Annotated in this window: 16 protein-coding genes; 7 read left to right on the plus strand and 9 right to left on the minus strand. The window is 63.6% G+C overall.

What is annotated here, in order from left to right:
- Positions 1 to 27: 27 nt before the first annotated feature.
- Both HGP13_RS14955 and HGP13_RS14960 read right to left on the minus strand, forming a co-directional pair.
- Positions 28 to 834 carry an Lpg1974 family pore-forming outer membrane protein gene (locus HGP13_RS14955; RefSeq protein WP_172226610.1) on the minus strand — a complete coding sequence of 269 codons (807 nt, stop codon included), beginning with the start codon at positions 832 to 834 and terminating at the stop codon, positions 28 to 30.
- Entirely contained in the window at positions 800 to 1,009 is a 210-nt protein-coding gene (locus HGP13_RS14960) for a hypothetical protein (protein ID WP_172287179.1), read from the minus strand. The genes HGP13_RS14955 and HGP13_RS14960 overlap by 35 nt, the downstream gene beginning before the upstream one ends.
- A gap of 138 nt (positions 1,010 to 1,147) precedes the next feature.
- Here HGP13_RS14960 and HGP13_RS14965 point away from each other — a divergent pair, with 138 nt between their 5' ends.
- Positions 1,148 to 1,999 carry a sulfotransferase domain-containing protein gene (locus HGP13_RS14965; RefSeq protein WP_172226616.1) on the plus strand — a complete coding sequence of 284 codons (852 nt, stop codon included), beginning with the start codon at positions 1,148 to 1,150 and terminating at the stop codon, positions 1,997 to 1,999.
- 21 nt (positions 2,000 to 2,020) lie between these two features.
- Here the strand turns inward: HGP13_RS14965 and HGP13_RS14970 are convergent, their stop codons facing one another.
- Positions 2,021 to 2,248: a hypothetical protein gene (locus HGP13_RS14970; protein ID WP_172219730.1), complete on the minus strand. Its 228-nt coding sequence runs from the start codon at positions 2,246 to 2,248 to the stop codon at positions 2,021 to 2,023.
- 167 nt (positions 2,249 to 2,415) lie between these two features.
- Between HGP13_RS14970 and HGP13_RS14975 the strand changes: the two genes are divergently transcribed.
- On the plus strand, positions 2,416 to 2,925 hold the full coding sequence (locus HGP13_RS14975) for a DUF1036 domain-containing protein (RefSeq protein WP_172226619.1): 510 nt from the start codon (positions 2,416 to 2,418) through the stop codon (positions 2,923 to 2,925).
- 90 nt (positions 2,926 to 3,015) lie between these two features.
- Here the strand turns inward: HGP13_RS14975 and HGP13_RS14980 are convergent, their stop codons facing one another.
- Complete coding sequence (locus HGP13_RS14980; RefSeq protein WP_172226622.1) at positions 3,016 to 4,677, minus strand: acyl-CoA synthetase; 1,662 nt, start codon at positions 4,675 to 4,677, stop codon at positions 3,016 to 3,018.
- 171 nt (positions 4,678 to 4,848) lie between these two features.
- Between HGP13_RS14980 and HGP13_RS14985 the strand changes: the two genes are divergently transcribed.
- Entirely contained in the window at positions 4,849 to 6,405 is a 1,557-nt protein-coding gene (locus HGP13_RS14985) for a serine hydrolase (protein ID WP_172226625.1), read from the plus strand.
- Between the two features lie 608 nt (positions 6,406 to 7,013).
- Here HGP13_RS14985 and HGP13_RS14990 read toward each other — a convergent pair.
- The 3 genes from HGP13_RS14990 to HGP13_RS15000 all read right to left on the minus strand — a co-directional run bounded on the left by HGP13_RS14990 (position 7,014) and on the right by HGP13_RS15000 (position 10,554).
- Complete coding sequence (locus tag HGP13_RS14990; protein ID WP_172226628.1) at positions 7,014 to 8,030, minus strand: ABC transporter ATP-binding protein; 1,017 nt, start codon at positions 8,028 to 8,030, stop codon at positions 7,014 to 7,016.
- A gap of 571 nt (positions 8,031 to 8,601) precedes the next feature.
- Positions 8,602 to 9,531, minus strand: a complete 930-nt coding sequence (locus HGP13_RS14995; RefSeq protein WP_172226631.1) for a hypothetical protein — start codon at positions 9,529 to 9,531, stop codon at positions 8,602 to 8,604.
- Between the two features lie 129 nt (positions 9,532 to 9,660).
- Complete coding sequence (locus tag HGP13_RS15000; RefSeq protein WP_172226634.1) at positions 9,661 to 10,554, minus strand: LysR family transcriptional regulator; 894 nt, start codon at positions 10,552 to 10,554, stop codon at positions 9,661 to 9,663.
- A gap of 103 nt (positions 10,555 to 10,657) precedes the next feature.
- Between HGP13_RS15000 and HGP13_RS15005 the strand changes: the two genes are divergently transcribed.
- Together HGP13_RS15005 and HGP13_RS15010 are read left to right on the plus strand one after the other, a co-directional pair.
- A complete protein-coding gene (locus tag HGP13_RS15005) occupies positions 10,658 to 11,416 on the plus strand; it encodes an SDR family oxidoreductase (protein WP_172226637.1) in 759 nt (252 codons plus the stop codon).
- A gap of 80 nt (positions 11,417 to 11,496) precedes the next feature.
- Complete coding sequence (locus HGP13_RS15010; RefSeq protein WP_172226640.1) at positions 11,497 to 11,709, plus strand: 4-oxalocrotonate tautomerase family protein; 213 nt, start codon at positions 11,497 to 11,499, stop codon at positions 11,707 to 11,709.
- Positions 11,710 to 11,897: 188 nt separating this feature from the next.
- On the opposite strand, the gene HGP13_RS15015 is transcribed toward HGP13_RS15010, so the two are convergent.
- Complete coding sequence (locus HGP13_RS15015; RefSeq protein WP_172226643.1) at positions 11,898 to 12,854, minus strand: AraC family transcriptional regulator; 957 nt, start codon at positions 12,852 to 12,854, stop codon at positions 11,898 to 11,900.
- Between the two features lie 116 nt (positions 12,855 to 12,970).
- Here HGP13_RS15015 and HGP13_RS15020 point away from each other — a divergent pair, with 116 nt between their 5' ends.
- Positions 12,971 to 14,017 (plus strand): aldehyde reductase, encoded by a 1,047-nt coding sequence (locus HGP13_RS15020; RefSeq protein WP_172226646.1) that lies wholly within the window; start codon positions 12,971 to 12,973, stop codon positions 14,015 to 14,017.
- A gap of 43 nt (positions 14,018 to 14,060) precedes the next feature.
- Here the strand turns inward: HGP13_RS15020 and HGP13_RS15025 are convergent, their stop codons facing one another.
- On the minus strand, positions 14,061 to 14,327 hold the full coding sequence (locus HGP13_RS15025; RefSeq protein ID WP_172226649.1) for a hypothetical protein: 267 nt from the start codon (positions 14,325 to 14,327) through the stop codon (positions 14,061 to 14,063).
- Positions 14,328 to 14,365: 38 nt separating this feature from the next.
- Between HGP13_RS15025 and HGP13_RS15030 the strand changes: the two genes are divergently transcribed.
- Positions 14,366 to 15,460: a KamA family radical SAM protein gene (locus tag HGP13_RS15030; RefSeq protein WP_172226652.1), complete on the plus strand. Its 1,095-nt coding sequence runs from the start codon at positions 14,366 to 14,368 to the stop codon at positions 15,458 to 15,460.
- Positions 15,461 to 15,465: the final 5 nt, after the last annotated feature.

The following is a 15,465-nucleotide window of genomic DNA, read 5'->3' on the forward strand; positions in this document are numbered from 1 at the left end:
CTTTTTGCGTCACAATGCGTGAGACGGTCAGAAGTTGGTCGTCAGTCTCAGGAACGCCCCGTGATAGACACGGGTGGTATCAGATCCGCCGCCCGATTTCGTGAAATCGATTCCAGGCAAGGCGTCGAAATACGCATCCGCTCGATATCCCACCGCCACCTTGGTGGTTTCCGTGAAGTTGTATGTCAACGCCAATGACGCATCGAGGTTGAACACGCCCTTTTTGTCGGACTGGTTGATCGTCGCACCTTGTTCGACCGTAAATGTCCGGTCGCGCTTGAGAGCGAACAGGTACGCGGCGCCCGCGCCATAGTCCACGCCCCACTGGCCCGATATAGGCATACTGCCTTCGACCGCGATGCGTGGGCCGAGGCCCTGGAAGCGGCTCTTCAGATAGGCGCTGTCCGTAGACGTCAGCGATCCCAAGCCGGTATCGGTGTAAGCAACACCTGGACCGCTTATCTTCTCGCTCAGGTCGGCGTAGCGCAGCCCAAGCTTGACCTGAGCCTGTCCGGCTCCGATGCCGAGGTCGCGGCCCACCGCGAAATCGGCAACGAAATGCGACGAGCGCACATGGACCGTTCCGGCACGCGCGTCCGTGGTGTCAAATGAGCTGTTGGGTCCGCTTGTGCCGTCTCCCGGCGGCCGCGCAAAGGTGACGACTTCAGTCGCGTCGTGATTCTTGTTGCGCTTGTTCCAGCCGTAGCGGAAGGCTGCGCTGACATGCCAGGCTTCATTGATGCGGTAGTCGAGACCCGCTGCTACTTCACCGCCTGCTCCCGCGAAGGGAGAGAAGAAGTCAGGGAGGCGTGTTCGGATACAGACGGTCGCCATTCGCCCAGTTCACACCACCTTCGATGAAGACCGTCAGCGGCAACGAAGCTGCAACCGGAAGCGAGGTATCGGCGAGATCGGCGGCGGGCGCCGCCGGCGCCAAGGCCGCCAACGCAATGGACGAGACGCCCAGAAGCAGTACTTTTCTCAAATGCATGATGATTCCCAAGCCCAATTAATTCCCCAACGTCACATGAGGCCGGGCTGATTAAATATTCAACTCACGCGGATATTATTAAATTAGAATTCTCGCGTCTGTTGCAAAAAATGCCAGAGACGCTACCAGCGGTGGCAAGGCGGTAAGGAGGCCAGTTTGTCCCATCAATCCGGAATAGTTTGGCTGGCGTCATACCCGAAGTCCGGCAACACCTGGACGCGGCATTTCCTTCACAGCCTCCTGAGGGTCTTGCATGGCGAGGCTGGTGCGCAGTCGATCAACAATATGGGGCGCTTCTCCAGCGGCGAGGCCGGGAGATGGCGCTATTCCGTCCTGGCCGGGCGGGAAATAACCAAGGAAGACATGGAACTGATTCCGACGCTGCGTCCCAAGGTTCAGATCAGGATCGCTGACGAAGCGGGTGGTGTCGCCTTTATCAAGACGCACAATGCCTTGCTGATGGACGAGGGTCAGCCAGTCATCAGTCCCGCCGCGACGGCGGGCGCCGTTTACATCGTCAGGAACCCGCTCGATGTGGTCATCTCATTGTCGCACCATCGCGGCAGGCCAATCGATGAGACAATCGATTTCATGGCCTGTGAAGGCATGCGCACGACGATCAGCGAAAAGCAGGTGTACGAAATCTGGGGCTCCTGGAGCGAGCATGTGCACAGCTGGACCCGGTCGGGGCATGCGGCAATCTACGTCATGCGATATGAAGACATGCTCGCCGACCAAGCCAAGACCTTCGCCGGACTTGCCAATCATCTCAAGATGAATCCATCTGCCGCCGAACTCGACAGCGCGCTCGACATGTCGTCATTCGAGAGACTGCAGGCCGAGGAAAAGGAGGGCGGTTTTCGGGAGCGACCTGAAGCGGCCACGGCGAACTTCTTCCGTGCGGGCAAAACCGATCAATGGCGCGAGGTTCTAACGCCGAGCCAGGTAGACCAGATCGTAACCAAGCACCATGCTCAAATGGAACGGTTCGGTTATTTGCCGAGCTGACTGCACGGCATGACGCTTTTCCTACTTGATCGGCGCCATGAGGCTTCCTCGGCGATGGTCGAGCTTCATCGCCACGGTGTGTCGGAAGTCGGTCTGCTCGCTCGCCGTGCCGCCGAAATGGTGCATGCCGCCATTTTCTCGAAATTGCAGACCGTCATGCCCTTGGTCCACCGGAGAGCCCTTCGCCGCCGGCACTTTGATGCCTGAGGCGGTGCATACGAAAAGCGCATTGCGCGTGGTGGACGCCAAGTGACAAATTGCCGTCAGCCTGATACGGTCGTCGATGACCTACACTGGCCGTCATCGCAAGTTTGACGAGGGATGGCGTACCCACGAGGCCTCCGCCAACGCACTTGTCTTGGCTGGCGGAAAGAGGGTTGGATTGTTCGGACCGCTCCGTCCCGATGGGGGTTAGCATGTCCGCCTTACGACGTGTCCTTTCGGTTCTATCGCTCACGCTTCCCTTGGCGATATATGCAGAGCGCGCTTCGGCAGAAATAAGAATATGCAATAATTTTTCGCAGACTGTTTATTTTTCTATCGGATACGCCCAGCCGGGCTACGATTCCTTCATGTCTCGCGGATGGCTTATATTGAATCCGAACGGCGGTTGCGACCAGTTCGACAGCGCCCTTCATCTTTCCGTATTTTGGTACTACGCGGAGACCAACGCATACTACGTACGAAAGCACGTCAAAACGACGAACACATGGGGATCCGTGCACCCGGACAAGCAGTTATGGATCGCGCAATACTCGTTTAATATTATTGATAACCCAGGTATGGGTCGGCCACCCGATCCGGGAGCGAAATTGGTCGGCTTTGCCAAGTCAATTGAAGCCAGCGGTTCCGAACTGAATGAGACGCTGACGATCGAGGCGGACGGGATCAACGTCACGCAGAGCATCAAGAACGATAGCCAATAGCTTTGTTCGGCCGAGCCTCGAGCCTTCATGGCTGGTGGGTTTTGACAGGCCGCTTTGGTGCAAAGCGAAGTTTCTACCTCGAGGTCCGCTTCACCCCTTCCGCTTCTCCACCTCCGCCTTCCTCAGCAGGAACCGCTGGATCTTGCCGCTTGGCGTCTTCGGCAGCTCCGCCACGAAGTCGATCTCGCGCGGATAGGCGTGGGCCGAAAGCCGTTTTTTGACATGCTGCGCAAGCTCCTCGGCCAGCTGCGAGCTGCCCTGGTAGGCCGGCGCCAGGATGACGAAGGCCTTGACGATTTCGGTGCGCTGCGGGTCGGGCACGCCGACCACGGCCGCTTCGTTGACCGCGGGATGTTCGATGAGCGCGCTTTCGACATCGAAAGGGCCGATGCGATAGCCTGACGAGGTGATGACATCGTCGGCACGGCCGATGAAGGAGACCGAGCCGTCCGGCTCGTATTCGACCGTGTCGCCGGTGCGGTAATAGCCGCCCACAATCGCCGGCGTCTGCTCTTGGTGATAGCCGTCGAACCAGCGCAGCGGCGAGTTGGCGATGTCGACGGCGAGGATGCCGGGCTGGTTGGGGCCGAGTTCGTTGTCGGCCTCGTCCAGCACCACCATGCGGTAGCCCGGCATGGCGAAGCCGGCGGAGCCCGCACGCACAGTATGCCCAAGGCCATGGTGGTTGTTGACCATCATGCCATTCTCGGTCTGGCCGTAATGGTCGTGGATGGGCGCACCAAGATGAGCGTCGAACCAGCGGATCACTTCCGGGTTGAGCGGCTCGCCGGCGCTGCTCACCACCCGCAGCCGGCCCTTGATGCGGGCGGCGGCCTCGGGTCCTTCGGCGAGCAGCATGCGGAAGGCGGTGGGTGAGCCGGCCAGGCTGGTGACGCCGAGCCGCTCGACGACGTCGTATGTGCTTTTGGCGGTGAAGGCGCCCTCGTTGAAGGTGGTGGCGATGCCAAGCAGCAAGGGGCCTGTGATGGCGTAGTAGAGGCCATAGGCCCAACCGGGATCGGCGATGTTCCAGAAGATGTCGTCGGGGCGGAGCCCGATGGCGTCGCGCATATAGGCGCCGAAGGCGAGCAGCGCGCTGAGTGGCACCGGCACGCCCTTGGGCAGGCCCGTTGTTCCCGAAGTCGACATCATCATGAACAGGTCATCGCCCTTGCGCATGACGGGTTCGCAATCCGGCGAGGCGGCAGCGAGGGCGGTTCGAAAATCGATGTCGCCTTGGGGCAAGGCATCGCCGGTGCCAAGGATGGTTGCCACACGCGGGCAGGTCTCCATCTCTTCAAGCTTGCCGCGATTGGCCGGGTTGGTCACCACCAGTTTGGCGCCGCTGTAGCCGAGCCGATGCTCGATCGCCTTCGGGCCGAAGGCGGTGAACAGCGGCTGGTAGACGGCGCCGATGCGCCAGGTGCCGAGGATCAGCGCGACCAGTTCGGGAATGCGCGGCAGCATGCCGGCGACGACATCGCCGGGACCGACGCCGAGTTGCTTGAGCAGGTTGGCAACGCTGCCCGATAGGGCGTCGAGGTCGTCGAAGCTGAACTCGCGCAACTCGCCGCCGGCCGAAATCGCGCGCAGCGCCAGCCGGTTCTCACCGGTATGGCGGCCACAGCATTCGACGTAGGCATTAATGCCGGTCACGGGGTCGCCGTGCAGCCTGGCGACTTCATCCTCGATGCGGAAGCGCGCAACGGCATCGTCGTAGCGCGGCAGGCTGGCTGCTGGCGTCCTGGTCATGGCAATCCTCCCTCGGCGGCGCATCTTCTCCCCATGGGTGCGCCGCCGGGAGATTGCCCGAAAACGCAGCGCGGGTCGATTGCGGCGAAAGTCCAGAGGTGAGCCAGCATTGGCCTCGCCGGCGCCAGGCTGTACTATTGTCGGGTGGACGCACGGAGGGGAGGCGCGAGCATGCGGCTTGATCGGAAACTCTGTCATTTGAGGATTTGGGCCGCCATCGCCGCAATGGTGCTTTGGCCCCATGCCGCATTGGCCGACCCCGTCACACCCGAGCGCATAGCTGCCGCCCTGCCGAAGCTGGAAGCGCTGGCGCAAGCCGCCGTCTCCGACGGTGGCGTGCCCGGTCTCGCCATAGCGGTCGTGCATGATGACCAGGTGGTCTTCCTGAAAGGGTTCGGGCATCGCGAGGCCGGCAAGCCGGAGGCCGTCGATCCGGACACGGTGTTCCAGATCGCCTCGCTTTCCAAGCCGGTCTCCGCCACCGTGGTGGCGGCGCTGGTCAGCGACGGAATCGTGTCCTGGGATTCTAAGATCACCGACCTCGATCCGGCCTTCCGGCTGGCCGATCCCTATCCAACCAGTCAACTCACCGTCCGCGACCTGTTTTCGCACCGCAGCGGGCTTCCGGGCACTGCCGGAGACGACCTCGAGGACATTGGCTACGATCGGGCCGAGATCCTGCATCGGCTGCGGTTCGTGCCGCCATCGTCGAGCTTTCGCGCCGGCTATTCCTACAGCAATTTCGGACTGACCGAGGGCGCCATCGCGGCCGCCATGCCGACAGGCAAGCCCTGGGAGGAGGTCGCCGAGGAGAAACTCTATCGTCCGGTCGGCATGGCTTCGACCAGTTCGCGTCTCGCTGATTTCGTCAAGCACGCCAATCGCGCGGCACTCCACATCAAGGTCGATGGCGCCTGGGCCGCGAAGATAAAGCGCGATCCGGATGCGCAGGCGCCCGCGGGCGGCGTCAGTTCCACCGCACGCGATCTCTCGCAATGGGTGCGCCTCATCCTTGGCAACGGGGCCTATGGAGGCAAGACGGTGATTGCCGCCGATGCGCTGGATCAGACGCATGTGCCGCTGATGACGCGGGGCAAGAACCCTGTCTCGGGCGGCGCATCGTTCTACGGCCTCGGCTGGAATGTCGAATTCGGCCGCCATGGCCTGAGCTGGGGCCATGCGGGTGCCTTCAGCGTCGGCGCGCGTACGCTGGTGACGGTCTTCCCGGAGGAGAAGCTTGGCATCGTCATCCTCGCCAACGCCTTCCCGACAGGCGTGCCGGAGGGGCTGTCCGACAGTTTTGCCGATCTCGTTTTCGAGGGTTCGGTCGAGAAGGACTGGATCAAGGCGTGGGACGGCATCTACGGCGGCATGTTCGGGCCGGTGGTCGAGGCGGCCAAGGCTACCTATGCCACGAAGCCGTCTCCGGCAAGGCCGGGCGCACCGGCCGGTGCCTATGCCGGCCGCTACATCAACGACTTCTTCGGCGACGCGGTCGTGGCGAGCGCGGGAGACAGCCTTGTGCTCAAGGTCGGCCCGGCCGGCGCCCGGTCCTACTCACTGACGCATTTCGACGGCGATCTGTTCCTGACCTTCCCCGACGCCGAGATGCCGGACAGGCCGACCGGCGTGAGCTTCGTCGTCGGCCCCGACGGCAAGGCGTCGGCCATGACCATAGGCTTCCTCGACGACAACCGTCTCGGCACACTGCGGCGGGTGGGTGACTAAGGGCTGGCAGGGTGGAGTTGCCGTTCGGCTCAGTTGTTAGGCGAGCACGTTACGCCAGAAGCTGCTGTTCGGACGTGCGTTTCTCAACGACCGGGACGGGGCCGGAAGCGAACCGGCGGCTGTTAGGATGATCGAGCCAGAAAGCCGACCTTTGCCTTGAGCCTTCGAACCGACCTCTCGGTGGGCTGCGCCTGATCGGCAGCTCCCAGAGGACAGGCTTCATGAGGTTGTGCGGATCCAGGGCCACCCAGGGAGAACGCTTCCGCCGAGCGATCCGGAAGATCGTTGGGCAAGTGCCTTCAACACGTCGGTCAAACTCCCGGTCCCTCCCCTGAGAGCGGGGTCACCGGGGCTGCGCCGAAGCGGTGCGCAGGCTGCTCACGAAACCTCGGCGAATGTCCAGCAGGAACTGCTCGTGGCCGGTCTGTTCGCATAGCGCCTCACAGCTGTCCGGACGGGAGGTTGAGCGTTTGGAGGCTGGCGGAAGCGATGAAGCCCCTGGCGATGAAGGCCGCGCCGCCGGGGACACGGGAACGCCATCGGGCGCAGCCCGGTAGGGCTCGCGCCCTCCCTCCTGAGCGAATGCATCGGCGTGGTCTTCAGTCGACCTAAATCCTGTCCTTCGCCAGGGACACTTTTGGCTTCGGCGCCCCGTCTCCACCGGTCACACCGATGCCCTGCACGATCAGCTCGTACTTCACGGCCGCAACCGAGAAATTCCGCGCCCAGTCGACGACGTCGTTCCACGGATCGACGACCTTCCCCGTCGCCGAGAGAAAGGTGATCACCGTCGCGATCTCGGCTTGTCCTCGAATGACGAGCAGGCTGCCAATGCCGAGAACAAGGATGTTGCCGAACGAATAGGTAAGATTCATCAGGAAGTTCAGCGAGAACTTGAGCTTGATGACGCCCATGTCCAGCGCGAAGACCTCGTCGAGGCGCTCGACATTGCGGCCGTTGCCGATGAAAGGCACGGCCGCGAGCACGTCGTTGCCGAACTGCCGCAGCGTCTGCGTTCGGCGCGCGACGCGTCGGTTGATCGAGCGCTGCATCAGCGGGACGAAGACGAATTGCGGTGCCAGCACGGCGAGGCTCAGCAGCGCCATGCGGATTTCCAGCGCCGCGAGATAGGCGAAGACGCTGATCAGGAAGCCGGCCTCGACGATGGGCTCGCTGATGCTCGACCCCACGAAGACTCCGACATCGTCGGCCTCGGCGAAGATCATCGCCAGCCCCGTGCCGCTGTTCGGGTGGTCCTCAGGTACGTCGGTTCGCGCGAGTCGCTCCTCGATGAGCACGCGCAGCGCCCGCGTGGCGGATTCTCCGAGCCAGGCGCGATACACGTTCATGACGAGCTTGCTGAGGCTGAAGGCGACGATCAGGGCGCACTGGGCCGCGATCAGGGTCAGGATCGTCGAGGCTGTTCCGCCCTTGACCGCGGCGTCGATGATCCGGCGCTGCGTTTCGATCGGTGCTGCATCCAACAGGAAGACGGCGACGGAAATAGCCGAGACGGCGAGTTGATGCCATCCGCTCGCGGCGAAGATGAACCGCACGAAAGTGTAAGGCAGCGCCTCCCCCTCGACCAGATTCTGCGATTGCTGCGAATGGGTGGAAAAGAGCATGGCGTCCAACTAGCGCGCTGACGGTGCAGCGTCCTTGATCTCACGCAATCTCCCATATACCACATGCGCCCATCAGATATGCTCCACGGTATCGACTTCGCAATTTGCGCTAGGAGAACGGTCTTGATCTCCATGGGTACGTCCCATTCAGAGGCCACTGCAACCGTTCCCGAATGAGTGCCGAAACCCATCAGTGCAACCCTCGGAGCCATAGGCCTGCCGGCACAACTGGCCGATTTTGACCTCGCCCCGCTCCGTATGCAGCCCCGTCAAGGAAGCGAATTAGCCGGGTTTCGGCATTGACTATCGTCAATTCGTTCAGCCGGCACAGCGGCCAGCCACGGCATTGCACTTCGCCACTGACGTCTGCTTCTGGGCTACGACGCGGTGTCCATCAATGACAGCAATAGGGCGCAAAGCCGCTATTCACCAAGTAACAAACGAAGGACGCCTCAGGGGGCGGATCGCGTCAAGCGCCCCCCGCAACTAAGAGTCCGCAATAGGTCGGCCCCCGTTGTTGAGAGTGATTGGATTGACACCAAAGCGCCGGCCTTGCCCACCGGTTCTCAACTCACGATGGCGCGCCGAACTGAAGCAGTTTGGAGCAATCGCCGTTGCCCGACTTCGCCTGGGTCAGCAAAGGTTTCGAGCGGTCGATCCATTCCTGGTGCGACCTGGCATCGGCCTCGATCGCGTCGACCGGCGCGAGGGTGACGAAGCCGCGCCCGTTGCTGAAGAGCCAGCACGCGCGGCCGAGAAATCGCCTGCTGCGCTGACGCAGCAGGTCGTAGAAGATGTCGAGCACCTCATGTTTGACCTTGCGCTGCTTTTCGGGATCGGCGAGCGCGACCTCGACCGGATCGCCACCGATTGCGTCCTGCAGGTCCTTGTAGTCGAGGGCGAGTTGGGTGGTGGCGTATTTGACCTCGCTCTCGTCGCGCACGATGTTGAACCATAGCGTCGGATCGAGCTCGTTGACGACGAACGACGATTCGAAATCGCGCGACAGGTTCAGGAGGTCGAAGTCCCTGATATCGACGTCGCGCTCGACCCGAAGGATCTCGGCGACCTGCTTGCCGAGCTCGGTTCCCTGCGCGCTGACCGCGGCGTTCGTTCCCCCAAGTTCCGGACTGACATAGGGTCCGCCTTCATCCAGCAGCGCGTCGAATTCGCCAAGCGATCCGAGGACGGGGGCGCCGCGGGCAATGCGCGCCGCAAGCTTGGTGAGAACCTGCTGCAGTTCCGTCTCGCGCCTGCGCTGGTCCTGATAGTTCTGCTGGAAGAAGAAGATGAACAGCGACACGCCGATGCCGATCAGGATCACGCCCAGCTGTGAAAAGATGTTGCGGTAATATTCGAGCAGCTTTTCGCGATGGCGCACGTCGTCGCGCACGCTGTGGGCGACGCGAAGATTGACGATCAGCGACAGGATCAGCAGCCCGGCACCAACCAGGATGAGGCCGCCGATGAGGAGGTAGCCATGGCCTGTGCTGAAATCCATCCTTTTGCCCCTAGATCCCAGACTGCGCAGAGTAATGCCGTTTTGCTTCAACATCTACGGTTTCGTCGGGGATGGGGTCGATAGCGGCGAGCTACCATGATGGGCAACGATCGATGCCTGTCCCTCGTTCTAAAGGTTCGCCTCGGCGAAGATGCGCGCGGCCCAGTCGAGGAAGACGCGCAGGCGTGGCGAGAGCTGCCGGTTCTGTGGGTAGAGCGCCGACAGCGGCGTCGGCGATGGCGGGTAGCTGGCCAGCACCTCGACCAGCGTGCCGTCGGCAAGGTCCTTCTCGAAGCGATAGCGCGGCGCCTGGATGAGGCCGAGGCCGAGCCGCGCCAGGTCGGCGGCGGTGTCGGAATTGTTGGCGGCGACGCGGCCGGGCAATCGGACTTCGCGGGTCTTGCCGGCGACGGTGAATTCGAAGGGGAGCACCTCGCCGCTGCGCGACGAGACGAAGCCCACCGCCTGGTGGCCGTCGAGCGCGTCGGGGGAGGCGGGTATCCCGTGGCGAGAGAGATAGGCGGGGCTGGCGCAAGTCATCTCGCGGATCATGGCCAGCCGCCGCATGATCATGCCGCTGTCGCGCGGTTCGCCGACGCGGATGACGCAATCGATGCCCTCGCGCACGAGGTCGACCAGCCGGTCGCTCTGGCCGATCCGCAGGTCGATCCTGACATAGCGAGCCAAAAACTCCGGCAGGCGCGGCAGCAGGAAGGTGCGGGTGAGCAGCGTGCTGGCGTCGATCCGCAGCAGGCCGAAGGGCTCGGCGTTGCGGAAGGCGGCTTCCGCATCCTCGATCTCGGCCAGGATGGAGAGGCAGCGCTGGTAATAGGCCTCGCCGTCCTGCGTGGCGTTCACCTGCCGCGTCGTCCGCTCCAGCAGGCGGGCGCCGAGATACTCTTCGAGCCGGCGGACCGCTTCCGTCGCGGTTGAGCGCGGCAGACCAAGATCGGCGGCGGCAGCGGTGAAGCTGCGCCGTTCGAGCACGCGAACGAAGAGTCGCATCGTGTCCAAGCGATCCATCGGCTTTGTTCGCAATTTCCGAATAGTGATGTCAAGGGGCGGCTGATTATCCGGAAGATGGCAAGGTCTATATCCGTGTCACTGACAACACGGAGAGACTTCTATGACAAACCGGCACGCAAGTACGGGTAACCCAACCAGAACCGCGATCGTGACCGGCGCCTCCAAGGGCATTGGTGCCGCGATCGCACAGCGGCTCGCCGCCGACGGCATCGCCGTCGTCGTCAACTATGCACGCGGCCGCGCCGAGGCCGAAGCGGTCGTCGGCGCGATCGAAGCCGAAGGCGGCAAGGCGATCGCCGTGCAGGCCGATATCGCTGATCCCACAGGCATTGCCGCGCTGTTCGACGCCGGCGAGAAGGCGTTCGATGGCGTCGACATCCTTGTCAACAATGCCGGCATCATGAAGCCTTCGCCGATCGCCGCGACCGATGACGCCGCGTTCGACACGCAGGTGGCGATCAATCTCGGCGGCGTGTTCCGTGGCATGCGGGAAGGGGCAAAACGCCTGCGCGATGGTGGCCGCATCGTCAATTTCTCCTCGAGCGTCGTCGGCCTCTACAAGCCGGGCTACGGCGTCTATGCCGCCACCAAGGCGGCCGTCGAGGCGATGACCCACATCCTGGCCAAGGAGCTTGGCGCGCGCCGCGTCACCGTCAACGCCGTGGCGCCCGGACCGGTCGAGACCGCGCTGTTCACGGACGGCAAGAGCGCGGCGCAGATCGAGGCTACGGCCAAGATGAGCCCGCTCGGCAGGCTCGGCCAGCCCGACGACATTGCCGGCGTCGTCTCGTTCCTCGCCGGGCCGGACAGCGGCTGGGTCAACGGACAAATCATCCGCGTCAATGGCGGCGTTATCTGAAGGAGGCCGTCGCCGGTGTCTCCAGGGCCCCGGTCCAGCCCAAAACCTGAAACCCAACCGCAACAGAGAAGGAAACGATCATGCCATTCGCCAACATAAAAGTACCGCAGGCCGCACTCTCCAAGGCGCAGAAGGAAGACCTCATCCACCGGACCACAGCCATGTTCGTCGACTTTTTCGGCGAGGTCGTGCGGCCCACCACGATGGTGCTGGTCGAGGAAGTCGCCGATGGCGGCTATGGCCGCGCCGACGAAGTGTTCGTCATCCCGGAAGCCTACCGCGCCAAGGAGTAGCCGCTCTGGGCTGATACTCGTCATATGACGACTGGCCGCCGCGGACGCCAACGTCCAATCTGTCCGCGGGCCTGCATGTCGGTTCCTTGAAAACCGATGTCCCCTTTGGGGCGGCATGCATCAGGCGGGGGCCAGCTGGACAGCCCCGAGCTGTCCACTTGTCTCGGGCCTCCGCCTCGCCTGATTTTTCAAGACACCAGGCCCAGCGGTTGTGCTTCGGCGTTGTCCGGAGGCTCGGCTCTCCCCGCGGTCCGATATCGCTTGGGTGCTGTGCCGGTGGCGCGCTTGAAGGCATTGCTGAAGGCGCTTTCGGAGGTGTAGCCAAGCGAGCGGGCAAGCACCGCTACGGGCGTATCTTCCTCGCGCAAGGCGCGTTCGGCCAGATGCATGCGCCATTGCGTCAGGTAGGTCAGCGGCGCGACGCCGGCGGTCTGCCTGAAATGGAAGGCAAAACTGGTGCGCGACATGGCGGCGGCCCTGGCAAGCTCCTGCAGATGCCAGTCGCGGCCGGGGTCGCCATGCATCAGCCGCAACGCCGGCGCCAGGCGCGGATCGGCGAGCGCGCGTAGCCAGCCGGCGGGCATCAGGCTCGACGTCTGCAGATGCGCCCGCAACACCTGGATGAACAGCAATTGCGCCAGCTGCGCCGACGCAAGGCTGGCGCCCGGCTGGCCATCCGCCTGCTCGCGCACCACCTGGTCTAGGATCCAGCGCAGGATCGTCGCTTGCGGCGACGAGGCCTGGATGTGGATCCAGGGCGGCAAGACATCGGCCAGCAGCCGCCCGCTCGCCTGGTCGAGCAGGACATGGCCGCCAATATGCGCGAAATCCTCGCCGTCGCCGAGTTGCGCGATCTTGCAGCCAGAGAACACCGCCATGGCGTCGAGCGGCGGCACGGACAGGTCGCTGGCCAGAATGAAGGAGCGCCGGGACGCCAAAAGCAGCACATCTCCTGTCAGCGCATGCACCGGCTCGTCCTCGCCCTCGAGGCGGATCCAGCAATTGCCCTTCACCACGGCGAAGAACTTGATCTTTTCGGGCGCCGGAAAGCGCAGCGCCCATGGCCCGCCGGCGGTGAAGCCGCCCGTCACCATGGTCTGCGCGCTGGTGAATTTGAGGATGTCGGAGAAGGGATCGCCGGTCATTTTTGTACTTTCGCGCAATTTATGCGGATTTTCAAACATTCACAATCCGAACTGGCGGGCATAGCTGATGGCCAATGAAAGGCCGCCGCGAGCGGCGGAGATATCAGGAGACCGACATGAAAGACGAATTGGTGCTGGTAACCGGCGGCTCAGGCTTCATTGCATCGCACTGCATCCTCAAGCTGCTCGACGCCGGCTATCGCGTGCGCACGACGGTGCGCTCGCTCAAGCGCGAAGCCGAGGTGCGCACGATGCTGAGGGAAGGCGGCGCGGAGCCCGGCGACCGTCTGTCCTTCGTTGCCGCAGACCTGACCGCGGACGCCGGCTGGGCGGAGGCGGTCGCCGGCTGTGCTTATGTCATGCATGGCGCCTCGCCGACGCCCTCCGGCAGCCAGACGCGCGAGGAAGACTGGGTGCGGCCGGCCGTCGACGGCGTGCTGCGGGTGCTCAAGGCCGCGCGCGATGCTGGCGTGAAACGTGTCGTGCTGACCTCGGCCATCGGCGCTGTCGCCATGGGTCATGCGCCGCAGACCCGGCCGTTCAACGAGACCGACTGGACTGACCTTAGCGGCACTGTCGCGCCCTACCAGAAATCGAAGACGCTGTCGGAGCGCGCCGCCTGGGACTTTATTGCAAGGGAAGGCCACGGCCTCGAACTCTCCGTCGTCAATCCGGTCGCCGTGCTCGGCCCGGTTCTCGCCGCCGACTTCTCGCATTCGATCGGGCTGATCAAGCGGCTGATGGACGGCATGCCCGGCTGTCCAAAGGTCAACTCAGGCTATGTCGACGTGCGCGACCTTGCCGATTTGCACCTGCTGGCAATGACCAGTCCGGCGGCAAAGGGCGAGCGCTTCATCGGCATTTCGGGCCACAGCCTGTGGATGGCGGATGTCGCAAAGGTACTACGCCGGCGGATGGGCGCGGCCGCAGCCAAGGTGCCGAGGCGGGAGATCCCCAATTGGGTGATCCGCCTGCTGGCGCTGCGCGGCGATCCGACGACGAAGATGCTGGCCAGGCATCTCGGCGTGATGATGGACGCCACCAGCGAAAAGGCAACGCGCCTGCTCGGCTGGACGCCGCGCCCGGCCGAAGAGGCGATTGTCGCCACGGCCGAGAGCTTGCTGCGGCTGGGGTTGGTGGGTGGGTCGAAAGCGGCGGTGTAGACGAGGTTGGCGCCGACTTCGTCTTGCCGGCCTGCGTTCAGGTTTACTCAGGCGCCTGGGAGTCGTTGGAATTGATTGCCTGGGCCGTTACGGCCGAGAGTTTCTGGTGCTTTGCCAGCACCGGTTTGACGTAAGCTCTTTTCATCGCAGGTCCCCGCTCGGAATATGCACCGACATTGGCGTGCGAATTTGCACTGGAGTCAACGACCGCGGATAAAAGGCGCACGTCTTGGATGCCCTGATAAAGGTTGGCACCCGACGGCGCGGCGGGCGTCGTTGGCTTCCGGTGACGGTTGACCGCGCCGTCCATCCGGCCGATAGGTCCGCGCGATCACTCCGAGAGCTGCCATGATCGACCTTAAAGATGCAACCCGCGCCCCCGACTGGCAGGACGATGTCCGCCAGGGCGTGCGCCATGTGCGCGACCTCGACCTGCTGCCGCTGTCGCCGGCCGAGCGCGCAGCGGTACAAGCTGCCGCCGCGCTGCACAAGGTACGTGCGCCAAAGGCCTATCTCGATCTGATCGACTGGAACGACCCGGCCGATCCGATCCGCGCGCAAGTGATCCCGTCACCAGGCGAATTGGTGGAGACGGAGGGCGAGCTTGGCGATCCGATCGCCGACCATGACTTCAGCCCGGTGCCCCGGCTGACGCATCGCCATGCCGACCGGGTGCTGTTGTTCCCGACCTATCAATGCGCGGTCTATTGCCGGTTCTGCTTCCGCAAGGAGTCGCTGACCTCGATCGGCCGCGGCTATACACGCGAGGCGCTGGAGGCGGCGCTGGCCTATATCGCGGATCATCCCGAAATCCGCGAGGTGATCCTGACCGGCGGCGACCCGCTGTCGCTGCCCGACAAGGCCCTGGCCGAAGTCCGCGCGCGCGTCGAGGCCATACCGCATGTGCGGTTGCTGCGCATCCACACGCGCGTGCCGGTGGCGCTGCCGTCGCGCATCACGTCGGGGCTGGTCGAAGCCTTGCAGGGCCGGCTGATGGTCACCGTCGTCACCCATTTCAACCACGCGCGCGAGATCACCGATGCCACCGAGGCGGCCTGCCGGACGATGCGGCAGGCGGGCTTCGTGCTGCTCAACCAGAGCGTTCTCCTGAAAGGCGTGAATGACAGCGTCGAGGTGCTGGAAGAGCTCTGCCGCGAGCTGATGTATCGGCTGGGGGTCAAACCCTATTACCTGCACCATGGCGACCTCGCGCGCGGCATGGCGCACCGGCGCACGACGATTGCCGAGGGCCAGGCGCTGGTGGAAGCGTTGAGGGCGCGCCTGTCCGGCATCTGCAACCCCGTCTATGTGCTCGACCTGCCGGAAGGCGGCGGCAAAGTGCCGCTCGGGCCGTGTCCTGTCGAGGGACGGGAAGGGGAGACTTGGCGCATTCGTGGGCTGGATGGCGCGGTGAGGACCTATCGGGAGATCGTGAGCGAATAGGGTGG

This window comes from Mesorhizobium sp. NZP2077, assembly GCF_013170805.1.
Lineage (GTDB): Bacteria > Pseudomonadota > Alphaproteobacteria > Rhizobiales > Rhizobiaceae > Mesorhizobium.

What these genes read in the sequence shown, in the direction of transcription:
- HGP13_RS14955 (WP_172226610.1), bottom strand. Translation starts at nt 834, where the DNA reads ATGGCGACCGTCTGTATCCGAACACGCCTCCCTGACTTCTTCTCTCCC.
- HGP13_RS14975 (WP_172226619.1), top strand. Translation starts at nt 2,416, where the DNA reads ATGTCCGCCTTACGACGTGTCCTTTCGGTTCTATCGCTCACGCTTCCC.
- HGP13_RS14980 (WP_172226622.1), bottom strand. Translation starts at nt 4,677, where the DNA reads ATGACCAGGACGCCAGCAGCCAGCCTGCCGCGCTACGACGATGCCGTT.
- HGP13_RS14985 (WP_172226625.1), top strand. Translation starts at nt 4,849, where the DNA reads ATGCGGCTTGATCGGAAACTCTGTCATTTGAGGATTTGGGCCGCCATC.
- HGP13_RS14990 (WP_172226628.1), bottom strand. Translation starts at nt 8,030, where the DNA reads ATGCTCTTTTCCACCCATTCGCAGCAATCGCAGAATCTGGTCGAGGGG.
- HGP13_RS14995 (WP_172226631.1), bottom strand. Translation starts at nt 9,531, where the DNA reads ATGGATTTCAGCACAGGCCATGGCTACCTCCTCATCGGCGGCCTCATC.
- HGP13_RS15000 (WP_172226634.1), bottom strand. Translation starts at nt 10,554, where the DNA reads ATGGATCGCTTGGACACGATGCGACTCTTCGTTCGCGTGCTCGAACGG.
- HGP13_RS15005 (WP_172226637.1), top strand. Translation starts at nt 10,658, where the DNA reads ATGACAAACCGGCACGCAAGTACGGGTAACCCAACCAGAACCGCGATC.
- HGP13_RS15010 (WP_172226640.1), top strand. Translation starts at nt 11,497, where the DNA reads ATGCCATTCGCCAACATAAAAGTACCGCAGGCCGCACTCTCCAAGGCG.
- HGP13_RS15015 (WP_172226643.1), bottom strand. Translation starts at nt 12,854, where the DNA reads ATGACCGGCGATCCCTTCTCCGACATCCTCAAATTCACCAGCGCGCAG.
- HGP13_RS15020 (WP_172226646.1), top strand. Translation starts at nt 12,971, where the DNA reads ATGAAAGACGAATTGGTGCTGGTAACCGGCGGCTCAGGCTTCATTGCA.
- HGP13_RS15025 (WP_172226649.1), bottom strand. Translation starts at nt 14,327, where the DNA reads ATGGACGGCGCGGTCAACCGTCACCGGAAGCCAACGACGCCCGCCGCG.
- HGP13_RS15030 (WP_172226652.1), top strand. Translation starts at nt 14,366, where the DNA reads ATGATCGACCTTAAAGATGCAACCCGCGCCCCCGACTGGCAGGACGAT.